General features: G+C 62.1%; 12 protein-coding genes. 7 read left to right on the top strand and 5 right to left on the bottom strand.

Annotation, left to right across the window (positions count from 1 at the left end; translation table 11 throughout):
- Positions 1-9: 9 nt before the first annotated feature.
- Together RLCC275e_RS00710 and RLCC275e_RS00705 are read right to left on the bottom strand one after the other, a co-directional pair.
- A complete protein-coding gene (locus RLCC275e_RS00710; RefSeq protein WP_033181482.1) occupies positions 10-2,010 on the bottom strand; it encodes an ABC transporter ATP-binding protein/permease in 2,001 nt (666 codons plus the stop codon).
- A gap of 243 nt (positions 2,011-2,253) precedes the next feature.
- Positions 2,254-3,153, bottom strand: coding sequence for a GntR family transcriptional regulator (locus tag RLCC275e_RS00705; RefSeq protein ID WP_033181481.1), 900 nt, complete (start codon positions 3,151-3,153; stop codon positions 2,254-2,256).
- Between the two features lie 226 nt (positions 3,154-3,379).
- On the opposite strand from RLCC275e_RS00705, the gene RLCC275e_RS00700 reads away from it, so the two are divergent.
- The 7 genes from RLCC275e_RS00700 to RLCC275e_RS00670 all read left to right on the top strand — a co-directional run bounded on the left by RLCC275e_RS00700 (position 3,380) and on the right by RLCC275e_RS00670 (position 11,594).
- Complete coding sequence (locus RLCC275e_RS00700; RefSeq protein WP_033181480.1) at positions 3,380-4,882, top strand: UxaA family hydrolase; 1,503 nt, start codon at positions 3,380-3,382, stop codon at positions 4,880-4,882.
- Positions 4,883-4,971: 89 nt separating this feature from the next.
- Positions 4,972-5,991 (top strand): aldo/keto reductase, encoded by a 1,020-nt coding sequence (locus RLCC275e_RS00695; RefSeq protein ID WP_033181479.1) that lies wholly within the window; start codon positions 4,972-4,974, stop codon positions 5,989-5,991.
- 9 nt (positions 5,992-6,000) lie between these two features.
- Positions 6,001-6,447, top strand: a complete 447-nt coding sequence (locus tag RLCC275e_RS00690; protein ID WP_033181478.1) for an RbsD/FucU family protein — start codon at positions 6,001-6,003, stop codon at positions 6,445-6,447.
- A 208-nt stretch (positions 6,448-6,655) separates the two neighbouring features.
- Complete coding sequence (locus RLCC275e_RS00685; protein ID WP_033181477.1) at positions 6,656-7,645, top strand: ABC transporter substrate-binding protein; 990 nt, start codon at positions 6,656-6,658, stop codon at positions 7,643-7,645.
- A gap of 108 nt (positions 7,646-7,753) precedes the next feature.
- A complete protein-coding gene (locus RLCC275e_RS00680; RefSeq protein WP_033181476.1) occupies positions 7,754-9,307 on the top strand; it encodes a sugar ABC transporter ATP-binding protein in 1,554 nt (517 codons plus the stop codon).
- 27 nt (positions 9,308-9,334) lie between these two features.
- Positions 9,335-10,309: an ABC transporter permease gene (locus RLCC275e_RS00675; protein WP_003545129.1), complete on the top strand. Its 975-nt coding sequence runs from the start codon at positions 9,335-9,337 to the stop codon at positions 10,307-10,309.
- Between the two features lie 265 nt (positions 10,310-10,574).
- Positions 10,575-11,594, top strand: a complete 1,020-nt coding sequence (locus tag RLCC275e_RS00670; protein ID WP_033181475.1) for a zinc-binding alcohol dehydrogenase family protein — start codon at positions 10,575-10,577, stop codon at positions 11,592-11,594.
- A 261-nt stretch (positions 11,595-11,855) separates the two neighbouring features.
- On the opposite strand, the gene RLCC275e_RS00665 is transcribed toward RLCC275e_RS00670, so the two are convergent.
- The 3 genes from RLCC275e_RS00665 to RLCC275e_RS00655 all read right to left on the bottom strand — a co-directional run bounded on the left by RLCC275e_RS00665 (position 11,856) and on the right by RLCC275e_RS00655 (position 14,166).
- Positions 11,856-12,113 (bottom strand): GIY-YIG nuclease family protein, encoded by a 258-nt coding sequence (locus RLCC275e_RS00665; RefSeq protein WP_033181474.1) that lies wholly within the window; start codon positions 12,111-12,113, stop codon positions 11,856-11,858.
- 86 nt (positions 12,114-12,199) lie between these two features.
- A complete protein-coding gene (locus tag RLCC275e_RS00660) occupies positions 12,200-12,928 on the bottom strand; it encodes a copper homeostasis protein CutC (RefSeq protein WP_033181473.1) in 729 nt (242 codons plus the stop codon).
- Positions 12,925-14,166, bottom strand: a complete 1,242-nt coding sequence (locus RLCC275e_RS00655) for a LysR family transcriptional regulator (RefSeq protein ID WP_033181472.1) — start codon at positions 14,164-14,166, stop codon at positions 12,925-12,927. Before RLCC275e_RS00655 ends, RLCC275e_RS00660 begins: the two co-directional genes overlap by 4 nt.
- Positions 14,167-14,536: the final 370 nt, after the last annotated feature.

The raw sequence follows: 14,536 nt of genomic DNA, 5'->3' as shown, positions 1-14,536 counted from the left end.
GGCGAGTTTCTATTTGGGGACTGTGCCGCCTTCATTCGAGGTCGTAGTGCCTTTCGGCGAGGAGCGGCGCTTCTCCAAAACGCGTGACAGCAAGTTCCGTTTTCTCTTGCGCTTGATCAGATCGATATCGCTGACAAGCTTTGCGCCGCCCTCGCGCCGCTCGAGCGTGATCTTGCGGCTATGGAAGACTTCCAGCTCAGCGCGATGCGCGACGCTTAGGATGGTGACTTCAGGCAATTCATCGATCACCATCTGCATCATTTTATCCTGGCTCTTCTCATCGAGTGCTGCCGTTGCTTCATCCAGCACGATGATATCGGGTTGGTGCAGCAGCAGACGCGCAAAGGCGAGCCGCTGCTTTTCGCCGCCCGACAAGGTCTGGTCCCATGGCGCATCTTCCTCGATCTTGTCGTTCAGATAATCCAGTCCCACCTTGGCGAGTGCCGCCTTGATCTCATCCGGCGTCCAGCTATCGGCGGCGCCGGGATAGGCGACCGCGCGGCGAAGCGTGCCCGAAGGGATATAGGGCCGTTGCGGCAACATGAATAATCGCCGGTCGGCATGGAAATTGACGCTGCCGCAGCCCCAAGGCCAAAGACCCGCGATGGCCCGCACCAGCGTGCTTTTGCCCGACCCGGATTCGCCTGACACAAGCACCCGCTCGCCGGGTTCGATTTCAACCCGGGTTTCCGTGACCACGGCGGTGCCATCGTCAAGCGACACGGAGAGATCGTTGAGGCTGAGCATCGCCTCGCCTTCGGTCTCACCATGCTTGATGCGGCCGAGCGAGTCGCTCTGTTCGGCGCGCTCCAGCCCGTCGAGCGACATCATCAGCGAGGCGATGCGCCGTGCACAGGCATTCCAATCGGCAAGACGGGGATAGTTGTCGACCAGCCAGCCGAACGCGCCCTGAACGATGGCAAAAGCAGAGGCGGCCTGCATGACCTGTCCGAGGCTCATGCTGCCTTCGAGAAATTTCGGTGCGCAAAGCAGGACCGGCACAACAGGCGCAATCAGCATCGACCCATGCGACACAAGCGTTGTGCGCATGTGCTGGCGGGCAAGCAGCGCCCATTGCCTGAGCACATTGGCGAAGGTCTTATCGAGGTCGTTACGCTCCTCCTCTTCGCCGCCGAGAAGCGCGATGCTCTCGCCGTTTTCCCTGACATGCGTCAGCGTGTAGCGAAACTCGGCTTCTGCTTGATTTTTGGCCTCGGAGACGTGGACGAAATAGCGGCCGATGACCGCCATCGAAGTAGAGGTGATCGCGGCGTAGAGGACCGCAGTGACGACGAGAAAGCCGGGAATGGTAACGGTGAAACCTGCGATCGGCAGAGTGAGAGCCCCGCCGATCGTCCAGAGCACCACGATGAAGGTCGAGGCCGCCAGAAATGCGGAAATGACACCGGCGATGAAATCGACGGGTGCTTCGGTGGCAATCCGCAAATCCTCGGAAATGCGCGCTTCGGGGTTCTTGTGGTCGCCGCCGATGAGATTCAACTGATAGTAACGGCCGTTTGCAAGCCAGCGCGCGATGACTGATGTTGTCAGCCAGGAACGCCAGCGACGTTGGATCATCATGCGCACGGCGACTTGTATCGTGACAATGGCGACAGTTCCGAGCACGAGCGGCACGAATACGGCGCTCAGGAAATAGACGGTGCCGGCATCGTGTCGCTCTATGGCGTCGAAGATCCCGCGGTTCCACAGATTGATTCCGTACTGGAAGCCGACATTCATGCCGATCAGGGCCAATAGCCCGATCGAGAAGGGCCAAGCGAACTTGTCGCCACCGCGGCCCCAGTAACGGCGCGCGCTGATCCAGAAACGTTTGAGCAGATACCGCTTGCGCGCCTGCTCGGCCTCTTCAGGTGTCAACTCCGGATCGGGCTCGATGGCATCTGGTGGCGGCATGACCTCGACAGTCGATGCCGTCTCTGGAGGTGAGTTCCCGGCACCGTGCGGTTCGGTGCCGTCGACCGATTTCGGTTTGAGTTTAGCGTCGGCCATAAGCGCGATAACGGCTTACACATCGAAATGTTTCATGCTGGCTGCCATCCGCCGTATCGAAAACATCTGCCCCTCACCCTAACCCTCTCCCCGTTCTGACGGGGAGAGCGGACGTGCCATACGAGACGCGATAGAGGGATGGAGAGGTCGCGGCATATCCCCTTAGCCCCGCAAGCGGGGAGAGGTGCCGGCAGGCGGATGAGGGGCTGGCATCGGCGATCTCTGGGCCGAGATGTCCCCCGCTCAGGCGCTCTCTGTCGCGACTTGTGGCAGGGATTGCAGCAGGGTCTGGCGGGCGGAGTGCAGATGGGCGCGGCAGGCGATTTCGATTGCGGCCTGATCGCCGGATTCCAGCGCTGCGATATAATCCAGATGTTCGTGGATGGCGCGCTCGTTTCGCTGACGGGCGGCAGTCTTGTTCCACTGGTAGTGATAGTGGAAGACGATAGCGATCGCGTCGTAGAAATCGGCGATGAAGCGGTTCTTCGAGGCGCGGTGGATCAGCAAGTGGAAGCGTTCGTCGAGAACGGAGAAATCCTTGAAGCGCTGGTTGATGTCGGCAAGCATGGCGTGATGTTCGTCGCGCATAGCGGCAAGATCGGCCCAGCTCTGATTATCCCTGGAAAGCCGGCCGAATTCGGCGGCGGAATGCAGTTCGAACATTTCGCGCACATCGGCAAGCTCGAGGGCGAATTCGCGGGTGAAGCCTTTGAGCGTCCAGTGGCTGTTCGGCCGTTTCTCGATGAGGCCGAAGCGGGAGAAGCGGATCAGGAATTCGCGCACGCTGGTCGTTCCGGTGCCGATCTCGCGGGCAAGCTCCAGCTCGTTGATCTGCATGCCGGGTGCTGCATCATCGGCAAGGATGCGCTGCATGAAGCTGCGCTCGATGATATCATGCAGGGAGTCGGTTTCTTCGGAGGGAAAGAGGTCATGGTCGGTCGGCTGGCGCAGCACGGTCTTCTGGCGCTTGTTCCAGCGGATGATGCCCTCTTCGCTGAGCCGCGTCAGGATGGCGCGCGCCGTCGAGCGGCTGACGCCGAGTTGGGCGGCGATCTCCGGTTCCGAGGGCAGCGCGGTATCCGTGCGCAGGGCTACGGCATACCTGTTGTAGGCTTCCTTGAAGACCGTATTCTGCCTTGCCACCAGACCCCGCTTTCCGCCCTCGTGACCGTCGCCCCGCTTCAAAGCAGGACGGAGCGGACCGGGGCTTGTTCAAACGACCTTTAGCTTATTTCCGGTCGCCTGCGGCTCATTGCCTCCCTCGTCCACAGGATCAATATTCCCGTTGACTTGAAAATGTTTATTGTAGATAAAAAACAAAATCAATGCGCTTTCGCCGATGTAGCGAGCCTTTCCCAGGGAGAATAAATTGGACAAACTGCCTTGGATCATCCTTTCGGCCGGTGACAATGTCGCGGTCGCAACGGCGGCAATCGCGCCGGGTTCGACGGTTGCCGGCATTCAGACCCGCGAGAAGATCGACCCCGGCCACAAGGTGGCGATAGCGGATATTCCGCTCGGCTCGCCCGTGGTGAAATACGGACAGGCGATCGGCCGCACGACGGCCGAGGTCAAGGCCGGCGACCATGTGCACAGCCACAACCTGCATTTCGAAAACGACCGGCTGGCGGCGACCGCCAATTCGGCGCCGGAAGCGGCGACCACCGATGACAAGGCGCGCACCTTCATGGGCTATCGCCGCGCCGACGGGCGGGCGGCGACACGCAACTATATCGGCATCATTGCCAGCGTGAACTGTTCCACCACGGTCTGCCGGGCAATCGCCGACGAGGCGAACCGGACGATCCTGCCGCATTACGAGGGCATCGACGGTTTCGTGCCGATCGTGCACGACCAGGGCTGTGGCATGAGCTCGACCGGCGACGGCATGAACGTGCTGCACCGGACGCTCGCCGGCTACACAAGACATGTGAATTTCGGCGGCGTGCTGATGATCGGCCTCGGCTGCGAGGTCAACCAGCTGACGCTGTACGGCCAGAGTGGTGCGGGCGCCTCGAAGCGGCATTTCAATATCCAGGATGCCGGCGGTTCGCGCCGCGCGGTCGAGCGCGCCATGGGCATGCTGCGCGAAATTGCCGCCGATGTCGGCAAGGAAAAGCGCGTACCGATGTCGATCGGCGAGATCATCATCGGCCTGCAATGCGGCGGCTCGGACGGCTTTTCCGGCATCACCGCCAATCCGGCGCTGGGTGTGGCGGCCGACCTGCTGGCAGCAGCCGGCGGCACGGCGATCCTGTCTGAAACCTCGGAAATCTACGGTGCCGAACATCTGCTGCGCAGCCGCGCCGTCAGCGACGAAGTGGCAAAGAAGCTCGACGACAAGATCGCCTGGTGGGAAGATTACGTCGCCCTGCACGGCGCCTCGCTCGACAACAACCCGTCGCCCGGCAACAAGCGCGGCGGGCTGACGACCATCCTTGAAAAGTCGCTCGGCGCGGTTGCCAAGGGTGGGCGCTCGCCGCTGACAGCGGTCTATGGTTATGCCGAGCGGGTCACGGCCCCCGGCCTCGTCTTCATGGACACGCCCGGCTACGACCCGGTCTCGGCGACCGGCCAGGTGGCCGGCGGGGCAAACATGATCGCCTTTACCACAGGCCGCGGCAGCTGCTTCGGCTGCCGGCCGGCGCCATCGCTGAAGCTTTCCAGCAATTCGGCGCTCTATGCCTCGATGGAAGAGGATATGGATATCGATTGCGGCACGATCGCCACGGGCGACGCGACGATCAGCGGCAAGGGCCGCGAGATCTTCAATCTCATCGTCGATACGGCCTCGGGCAAGAAGACCAAGAGCGAGCTCTTCGGCTACGGCGACAATGAATTTGTGCCGTGGCATCTCGGCGCGACGCTCTGACCTTTTGTTTTACGCAATCCCTGGGAAAACCGCTTCACGCTTTTCCTGGGACTGCTCCGGATAGTTCAGCTTCTTGGTGAGGAGGAATGATGAAGACGAGACGGATCGGCAAGACCAAGCTGGAGGTGACCGAAATCAGTTTCGGCGCAGCCGCTCTCGGCGGTCTCTACCGCGCATGCCCGCGCGAGGTGGCGATGGACACGCTGCAGGCGGCCTGGGATAGCGGCATCCGCTATTTCGACGTGGCGCCCTGGTATGGGCTCGGCCTTGCCGAGCGGCGGGTCGGCGATTTTCTGCGCGACCAGCCGGATAGGTCTTACGTGCTGTCCACCAAGGTCGGCCGGCTGCTTCGGCCGGTGCCGACCGGCACCGTGCCTGATTACAGCTATGTCGATCCTCTCTCCTTCGATGCCGATTACGACTATTCCTATGATGGCATCATGCGCTCGGTCGAGTTCAGCTATGCGCGCCTCGGCCTCAACCGCATCGATATTCTCTATGTGCACGATCTCGGCGTCTACACACATGGCGCGGCGAAGAATGCGGTCCACCAGAAGCAGTTTCTCGATTCCGGCGTGAAGGCGCTGGAAGAACTCAAGTCGTCTGGCGCGATCTCCGCCTTCGGCCTCGGCGTCAACGAAGTGCCGGTCTGCCTTGACGTCATGCGCCATTCCGATCTCGACTGCATCCTGATGGCCGGCCGCTACACGCTGCTCGACCGCTCGGCCGTCGCCGAACTGCTGCCGCTCTGCCGGCAGAAGGGCACGTCGCTCGTCGTCGGCGGCGTCTTCAATTCCGGCATCCTCGCCACCGGTCCGGTCCCCGGATCGCATTTCGACTATATGCCGGCTGATGACGATGTGCTTGCCAAGGTCGGCGCGATGGAGGCGATCGCCAAACGCCACGGCGTGCCGCTGGCAGCGCCCGCCCTGCAGTTTCCACTGCGCGAACCGATCGTCGCATCGGTCCTGATCGGCACGGCCAAGCCGTCGAGCCTGACGCGCAATATGGAGACCGTCGAGCCGCGGCTTGCCGACGAGATCTATGCCGAATTCGAACCCTATACGCTGGTCGCGCCGCCACTCGGCGCCGAAGCCGTGCGAGTCTGAGGAGAGTTTATGCTCAAGGGTATTCATCCGCTGCTTGGCCCCGACCTGCTCCATGCATTGAAGACCATGGGACATGGCGACGATATCGTCATATCGGACGCCAATTTTCCCTCGGGCTCGATGGGCCCTCCGGTCATTCGCGCCGACGGCGTCAGCGCCACTGACATGGCCGCGGCCATCCTGACCCATATGACGCTCGACACTTTCGTGCCGGAAGCGGCGTGGCGGATGGAGGTGGTCGGCGATCCCGATGCGATGCCCGAGGTCTGCACCGAATTCCAGCAAATCGTTTCCAAGCACGCCGGCGATTTCCGCATCGTGCCGGTCGAGCGTTTTGCTTTCTACGCGATGGCCCGCAAGGCCACCTACATCGTCGCTACGACGGAATTCCGGCTGTACGGCAACCTGATTTTGAAAAAGGGCGTCGTCCATCCGCACGAGGTCGATCAAGCCTGATCCCTATTTTAGGGGATCGTGGTATTGGAATAAAATCAGTTGCTTGGCGGGAGTTTACCGAAGAAAAAAAGCCTGTTTGGCACTCTTGCAATTTGAGTGCGCCTCGGCTAGCTTCACCTGGCAAATGTTTTTTATCGATAAAAATCGTCCGCCTGCGTTCAGCGGTCGATTTATTCGGAGGAGAACGCACCCTGAGAGGAGAACCCTTATGAGTTTCGTGAAATCCCTTCTGTCCCGCCGCGCCTTTACCGCGCTTGCAGGCGCCGCGGTTATCGCCACGGCAATGCCGGCACCGTCGTTTGCAGCCGACGTGACGATCCCGATCATCGTCAAGGACACGACGTCCTTCTACTGGCAGATCGTTCTGGCCGGCGCCCGCAAGGCCGGCAAGGATCTCGGCGTCAACGTGCCGGAACTCGGCGCACAGGCCGAATCCGACGTCAACGGCCAGATCAGCATTCTTGAGAACGCTGTTGCCGGCAAGCCGGCGGCCATCGTCATTTCGCCGACCGAATTCAAGGCGCTCGGCAAGCCGATCGATGAAGCGGCCAAGTCGGTACCGATCATCGGCATCGACTCGGGCGCCGACTCCAAGGCGTTCAAGTCGTTCCTGACGACCGACAACGTTCAGGGCGGCCGCATCGCCGCTGACGGTCTGGCCGCCGCTATCAAGGGCGCCACCGGCAAGGAAGAGGGCGAAGTCGTCATCCTTACCAACCTTCCGGGCGTCGGCTCGCTGGAACAGCGCCGCGAAGGCTTCCTGGATCAGGTGAAGACCAAGTATCCGGGCCTGAAGGTGATTGCCGACAAGTACGGCGACGGCCAGGCAACGACCGGCCTCAACATGATGACCGACCTGATCACGGCAAACCCGAACCTCGTCGGCATCTTCGCCTCGAACCTGATCATGGCGCAGGGCGTTGGCCAGGCGATTGCCGAAAACAAGCTCGGCGAGAAGATCAAGGTCATCGGCTTTGACAGCGACGACAAGACGGTCGGCTTCCTCAAGGATGGTGCGATCGCCGGCCTCGTCGTTCAGGACCCCTACCGCATGGGTTATGACGGCGTGAAGACGGCGCTTGCCGTCTCCAAGGGCGAGAAGGTCGAAGAGAACGTCGACACCGGCGCAAACCTCGTCACCAAGGCGAATATGGCCGATCCGAAGATCGACGCGCTGCTGAATCCGAAGATCAAGTAATAACAACAGACAGGCCGCGCCGGCTTCAAAAACCGGCGCGGCCTTTTCCATCCGTGCTATGTTTTGCGGGGGATGGAGAGCAGACGCGACACAAGGAGGAGAGGTCCCATGATCGGACTGGAAGAGGTCAGTCATCGCCATGATGACAGCGCGACGCTGAAAGAAGCCAATCGAATTCCCGCCGGATCGCCTATCCTCGAACTCAAGGGCCTGCAGAAGAATTACGGTCATGTGCAGGCGCTGAAGCCAGCGACGCTGACCTTTCTCGCCGGTGAAATCCACGCCATCGTCGGCGAAAACGGCGCCGGCAAATCCACCCTCATCAAATTGCTGACAGGCGTCATCACCCGCACCGCCGGCGAAGTGCTGTGGTGCGGCCAGCCGGTGGGGCTGGCGACGCCGAACGAGGCGATCGCCCGCGGCATCAACGCCGTCCACCAGGAAGTCGTGCTCTGCCGGCACCTGACGGTCGCTGCCAATCTCTTCCTCGGCGACGAGGTCAACCGCTATGGCCTGATGCGCAAGAAGCAGATGGAGAAGATGGCCCAGGCCGTGCTCGACGATCTCGGTTTCGGCCTGCCGGCGGGTGCGCTGCTAAGCGAGCTGACCATCGGCCAGCAGCAATTGGTGGCAACCGCGCGCGCGGCGATGCGCGGCACGCAGTTCCTGATTTTCGACGAACCGACAGCCTATCTCACCCGTCAGGAATCGGCGCAGCTCTTCAAGCTGATCCGCCGCCTGCAGGGCGAAGGCGTCACCATCGTCTATATCAGCCACCGCATGGAGGAAGTCTTCGAGCTTGCCGACCGTGTCTCGGTGTTGCGCGACGGCACGCATGTCGGCACGCGCCTGATCGGCGAGACCAACGATGCCGAACTGATCTCGCTGATGATCAACCGCTCGATCGAACAGATCTACCACAAGGAAGAAATCGCGATCGGCGAGACGATCCTCACGGTCAACGGCCTCTCCGGCCCGGGCTTCGAAGATGTGTCGCTCAGCGTCAAGGCGGGACAGATCGTCGGCCTCTACGGCCTGATCGGCGCCGGACGCAGCGAATTCGCGCTCGGGCTCTACGGCCGCCAGCCGACGACATCCGGCGATGTCGAATGGATGGGCAAACGTGTCGACATCCGCAACGAACGCACGGCGATGGAGCTCGGCATTGCGCTGGCGCCGGAAAGCCGGCGCGACCAGGGGCTTTGCCTCAACCTGCCGATCGGCCTCAACATCAACCTGCCGGTGTTCGGGCGGCTGAGCCACGGGCCGGTGATCAACCACACACGCGAATCGGCCAATGCCGACCAGCAGATCCGCAATCTCAGCATCAAGACGCCGAGCCGGCGCGTTCCGGCCTCCAGCATGTCGGGCGGCAACCAACAGAAGATCGTCATCGGCAAGTGGCTGAGCCATGGCGCAAGGCTTTTCATCTTCGACGAGCCGACCGTCGGCGTCGACGTCGGCACCAAGGCGGAGATCTACCGGCTGTTCGCCAAGCTTCTGAAGGACGGCGCCGGCATCATCCTGATCTCCTCCTATCTGCCCGAGGTCTACGAACTGGCCGACCGGCTGCACGTCTTCCGCGCCGGCAAAATCGTCGCGAGCCATGATTATCACGCGGCGACGCATGAAGAAGTGCTCAGCGAAGCGATCGGCGTCTGAGCCAAAAGAATAAGAGGGAGAAAATTCATGACTGCCACCCCCACCGAAATCGTCGCGCCGCCGCCGCGCCGGAAAATGAACATCCTGTTCGGCCTGACACTGATCGGCCTGCTGATCTTCCTCTGGATTGTGCTTGGCGTTGTCACCCCGAGCTTCTGGACGCCGCTCAACATTTCCAACCTGCTGCGTCAGGGCGCGATGACGGCGATCCTGGCGCTCGGCCAGACCTTCGTCATCATCACCGCCGGCATCGACCTTTCGGTCGGCGCCATCGTCGGCTTCTGCACGGTGATCATCGCCTGGCTGCTGCAGGCGGGCGTGCCGGTCTGGGGTGCGATCGCGCTGACGCTGCTCATGGGTGTGGCGATCGGCGCCTTTCATGGCTTCGGCATCGTGCATATGGGCCTGCCGCCGTTCATCATCACGCTGGCAACCCTGACATCGCTGCGCGGCATTGGCCTTTTGATCACCAACGGTTCGACGATCAACATCACCAATGAGGGCTTCAGCAATTTCGCCCGCGCCGATTTGCTCAGTATTCCGAGCCTGTTCTGGATGGTCATCCTGGTGGCGGTCCCCTCCTTCATCTTCCTGCATCTGAGCCGCTGGGGCCGCTATCTCTTTGCGGTCGGCTCGAATGCCGAGGCGGCGCGCCTTTCCGGCGTCAACGTCAAGGGCATGATCTACCTCGCCTATATCCTGTCTGCCTCCTTCGCCGCCTTCGTCGGCGTGCTGCTCGCCTCGCGCATCGCCATCGGCAATGCGACGCAGGCCGACGGCTGGGAACTGCAGGCAATCGCCTCCTCCGTCATCGGCGGCACCAGCCTGTTCGGCGCGGTCGGCTCGGTGCACGGTCCGCTGATCGGCGCCTTCATTCTCGCCACCATCAACAACGGCGCGAACCTTCTGAACGTCAACTCCTTCTGGCAGCGCATCATCACCGGTCTGCTGATCATCGTGATCGTGTTCTTCGACCAGCTGCGCCGCCGCCGGAGCAATTGAGAGGCGAGCAAGAGATCGCCGGCCGGGAGATCGTCGCCTGCCCCTCATCCGCCTGCCGGCACCTTCTCCCCGTTTTGACGGGGAGAAGGGGATATGCCGTAAACCTCTCCGTCCCTTGCCAGCATCCCGTTTGGCACGTCCCCTCTCCCCGTTTTTTACGGGGAGAGGGTTAGGGTGAGGGGCAGATGTTTTTGATACGGCGCCACATCGGCGCGAGCCGGCCAGACAAACCGGCTTCCTCCTTTCGAAGAATGCGAGACCCGCCATGAAAGCAGTTCTTTGCCGGGAGCCCGGCGTGCTCGATATCGTCGAGCGTCCTTCGCCAGCGGCTCCCGCCGCCGGCTGGGTGCGGCTTGCCGTCAGCCATGTCGGCATCTGCGGCACCGATTACCACATCTTCGAGGGCAAACATCCCTTCCTCGAATATCCCAGGGTGATGGGGCACGAGATCTCGGCAACGGTGCTGGAAGCGGGCGACGGCGTTGCCATGGCGGTCGGCACGCCCGTCATCGTCAATCCGTATCTCTCCTGCGGGCAATGTATCGCCTGTCGTCAGGGCAAGCCGAATTGCTGCACCAATATCAAGGTGCTCGGCGTCCATACGGATGGCGCCTTCTGCGAGGAGATTTCGGTTCCGGCCGAGAACCTCTATGCCGCGAAAGGTGTAAGCCTCGAAGCGGCTGCAACGACCGAGTTCCTGGCGATCGGCGCGCATGCGGTGCGCCGTTCGATGACCGGTGCGGGAGCGCGGGCGCTCGTCATCGGCGCCGGGCCGATCGGGCTTGGGGCGGCGATCTTCTCGCGCATCGCCGGCCATGAGGTGACGCTGCTCGATACCAGTACGGAGCGGCTGCAGATGGCGTCGGAACGCTTCGGCTTCACCTCCGGCATCGTTGCCAACGAGGCGACAGCGGAGGCCGTACTGGAAAAGACCAATGGCGATGGTTTCGACGTGGTCTTCGATGCGACGGGTTACGGGCCTTCCATGGAAAAGGCCTTCTCCTTCGTCGCCCATGGCGGCGCGCTGGTGCTGGTCAGCGTCGTCAAGGACGATATCGGCTTCTCCGACCCCGAATTCCACAAGCGCGAGATGATGGTGATCGGCAGCCGCAACGCCACCCGCGTCGATTTCGAGCATGTGGCGGATTCGATCGCCAAAGGGCTGGTGCCGGTGGACAAGCTCATCACCCACCGCACGACGCTTGCCGATGCGCCGCGCGATCTCGCGCGCTGGGCGCATGAGAAGAATGGGCTGATCAAGGCTGTGATCCGCGTAGGTGGCTAGAGTGCGACGCGTAACATGCACGCTGAGTGCTGGGCGTGGATGCTCGGGTCAAGCCCGAGCATGACGGAGGTGGGGGACAAAGACCGGCAAGAGGCGGGACGTCTGGAGGAATTCCAACAAAACCGCTGCGCTGGCGGTACTTGCGGCTCCCCCACCCTCCGTCGTCCTCGGGCTTGACCCGAGGACCCATGGCCGCAAGCGACTTTCGCGCTCACGCTGACAAAGACAACAACATCACCACAGCGTAAGATAGAGATCGTTTCAATCGGGATTCATGGTCTCGACAAGATCAATCTTCCATTGCCGGTACCAGCGTTTCAACGACTTCTCGCGCTGGATCGCGCTGCCGATATCCCAATGTTCCTCGTACCAGACGAGGCGGGTGCAGCCGTACTTCCAGGCAAATCCCGGCGTCAGCCCCTCGCGGTGCTCATAGATGCGACGCTCCAGATCGGATGTCACGCCGATATAGAGCGTGCCGTTTTTCTGGTTGGTCACGATGTAAACATATCCCGCCATGCAGGCAGAGTGCTTGGCCGTGGATGCTCGGGTCAAGCCCGAGCATGACGGAGGTTGAGGGATGCAATCGACAAACGCAGGCTCCGTTATCCTGCAACCGCCTCAATCGCCCTGCGCATCTGCCTGACGACGGCGACATCGGTCTTGTTCGTGCTTCTCGCCTCGAAACCAAAAGCGACCGCGCGCGGATCGGCGCTTTCGACCGGTGAACTGCAGGAACCGTGGACCTCGCGGGCGCCGGTCGCCTTCAATATCTCGCCGACATTGGTGGGGCGGATGCCGCTGCCCGGCATGATCTCGATCCGGCCGGCCGCCTTTGCCGAAATGCGCTTCAGCGTGTCGAGGCCATCGGCGGCCTTCAGCGCGCAGCCGGAGGTCAAGATGCGTTCGCAGCCGAGCTCGACCGCCTGCTCCAGCGCCTGGTCGGCATCCGGCACCAGATCGAAAGCGCGATGCAGCGTCGAGCCGAGACCGGCGGCATGCGCCTTCAAACGATGGATCAACGGCATGTCGAGCGTACCATCCGGCCGGTTGGCGCCGACGACGACGCCGGCGAGGCCAGCGGCGCGCACGGCATCGATATCGATCATCATCGCTTCCTCGTCTGCCCCGTCAAAGATGAACGGGCCGGCGTGCGGGCGGATCATCGCATAGACCGGAATGGGTGCCCGCGCGGCGATCCGCATCAGGCTCGGCAGCGGCGTCAGGCCGCCGAGCTCCAGCGCCGAGCAGAGTTCGATGCGCCCGGCCCCACCTTCGATCGCGGCGGCAAGGCCTTCGGCGCTGTCCACGCATACTTCGAGCAAAATCGTCACGCTGCAGTCTCCCTGGCTCCGGCGTCCGTCGGCCTTATGGTGCGTACGACGGTTTCCGACGTAATTCTGGCCGCCACCTCGATGATGACAGCGCAGGCATCGGCGGCGGCTTTTCGATGGTTGAAGGCGACGTGATAGGACATCGGCAGGTGCTCGTCGAGATCGACGATGCGTACCTTGTCGGCGATCGGCATGGCGCTGACGCGGCCGAGGAAGGAGACGTAACCGTGATTGGCGACGAGGTCGACGATGACAGGCAGCGAATCCGCCGCGGTGATATCCTGGCCGCGCCGACGCCGGTTGGGCGCGCGTTCGTAGCTGAAGGCCATGGCCGCGTGGCCGAGGCCGGTCCGCGGGCTCGGCATGCAGATCGGGTGGCCGGCGACGAGATCGGCAACGCTGGTCTCGATGCTATCAGGTGGCGCGATCACCACCATGTCGGTCTGCAGCAATTTGCGATGCCGAAAGCTTTCGAGCCCGAAGACCGAATCCAGGATTGCGATATCGATGCGGCCGTTCTTCAGCGCCTCGCGCAGATCGTCGGCGGTCATCGAGACCAGCGAGATCGCATTGTTGTTGCGGCGCGCATTCCATTCGGAGACCAGCGACCCCAGGCAGCGTGCCACCCAGCTTTCCGATCCGGTCGGAATGATCGAGCCGATGCGCAGCGACCGGGCAGTGCGCCGATAACGCTCGTCGGCCGACGATTTGAGATCGTTCCACGCCTGGCTGATCGCCATGAAGATCTGGTAGGCGCGCCTGCCCTCCTCCGTCAGCACCGACCCCTGCGCCTGCCGCTCGAACAGGCGGTGCCTCAGAAATTTCTCAAGATTGGCAAGCTGAAGCGAAAGCTGCGGCTGACCGAGGCGAAGGCGGCGGGCGGCCCGGTTGATGCTGCCCTGGTCGGCAACTTCGAGAAAACGCTCCATCGTGACGATCTTGACGGGAATGCGGGATGCCCAGGCCTCGTCGATCCCGGCGCCGTCGTGACCGGCCCATTGGCCGAGTTCGCCGATCGCAGCCATGATCGGCTCCAGGCCTTCGAGCACCCTGCCGCTCGCGATCAGCGTCGCCAGCTCCCCGGAAGCGCGTTCTGTCAACGTCATCGCCAGTTCGGTCTCGAGATTATGGATTGCCGTCGAGACGGTGGAAGGCGACAGCTGGAAGCGCCGCGCGGTCTCGCGGACCGAACCGGAGGTCAGGACATGGCTTGCGATGAACAGGGCACCAAGATGCAAACGGCCGCCTCCGGAAAGCGCTGGAAAAACCGGACGATATGATGTGTTCAGGAAAAAAGATATCCCTGCCTCCGGAGAGGCGGGCTATCGTTCGATCATAGAAAAATCCGGGCGGCGGGAATCCGCAACAGAGCCTGGGAATATCGTGGAAACACGCAAGGGGACAAAAACAAATCGCGCCGGCCTTGGAAAAGGGAATGCGTTTCCGAGCGCGGACGTGCATTCGCCGCCATAATTGTGCCGCGACCGCAAATACTGGAGGGGGCTTGCATCGATTTTTCGGGCATGCACGCTATTTCCATCACGCACGCAATTCCGGCATGATGGCGACTTGGTCGCCTTCGCCGGCAGATTTCCTATGCGCAGGCCT

The organism is Rhizobium brockwellii, from assembly GCF_000769405.2.
GTDB lineage: Bacteria > Pseudomonadota > Alphaproteobacteria > Rhizobiales > Rhizobiaceae > Rhizobium > Rhizobium brockwellii.
This window is presented reverse-complemented; position numbering and strand designations above follow the sequence as displayed.

Coding starts and splice junctions, on each gene's coding strand:
- RLCC275e_RS00710 (WP_033181482.1), bottom strand. CDS start 2,010: ATGGCCGACGCTAAACTCAAACCGAAATCGGTCGACGGCACCGAACCG.
- RLCC275e_RS00695 (WP_033181479.1), top strand. CDS start 4,972: ATGAAGACGAGACGGATCGGCAAGACCAAGCTGGAGGTGACCGAAATC.
- RLCC275e_RS00690 (WP_033181478.1), top strand. CDS start 6,001: ATGCTCAAGGGTATTCATCCGCTGCTTGGCCCCGACCTGCTCCATGCA.
- RLCC275e_RS00685 (WP_033181477.1), top strand. CDS start 6,656: ATGAGTTTCGTGAAATCCCTTCTGTCCCGCCGCGCCTTTACCGCGCTT.
- RLCC275e_RS00680 (WP_033181476.1), top strand. CDS start 7,754: ATGATCGGACTGGAAGAGGTCAGTCATCGCCATGATGACAGCGCGACG.
- RLCC275e_RS00675 (WP_003545129.1), top strand. CDS start 9,335: ATGACTGCCACCCCCACCGAAATCGTCGCGCCGCCGCCGCGCCGGAAA.
- RLCC275e_RS00670 (WP_033181475.1), top strand. CDS start 10,575: ATGAAAGCAGTTCTTTGCCGGGAGCCCGGCGTGCTCGATATCGTCGAG.
- RLCC275e_RS00665 (WP_033181474.1), bottom strand. CDS start 12,113: ATGGCGGGATATGTTTACATCGTGACCAACCAGAAAAACGGCACGCTC.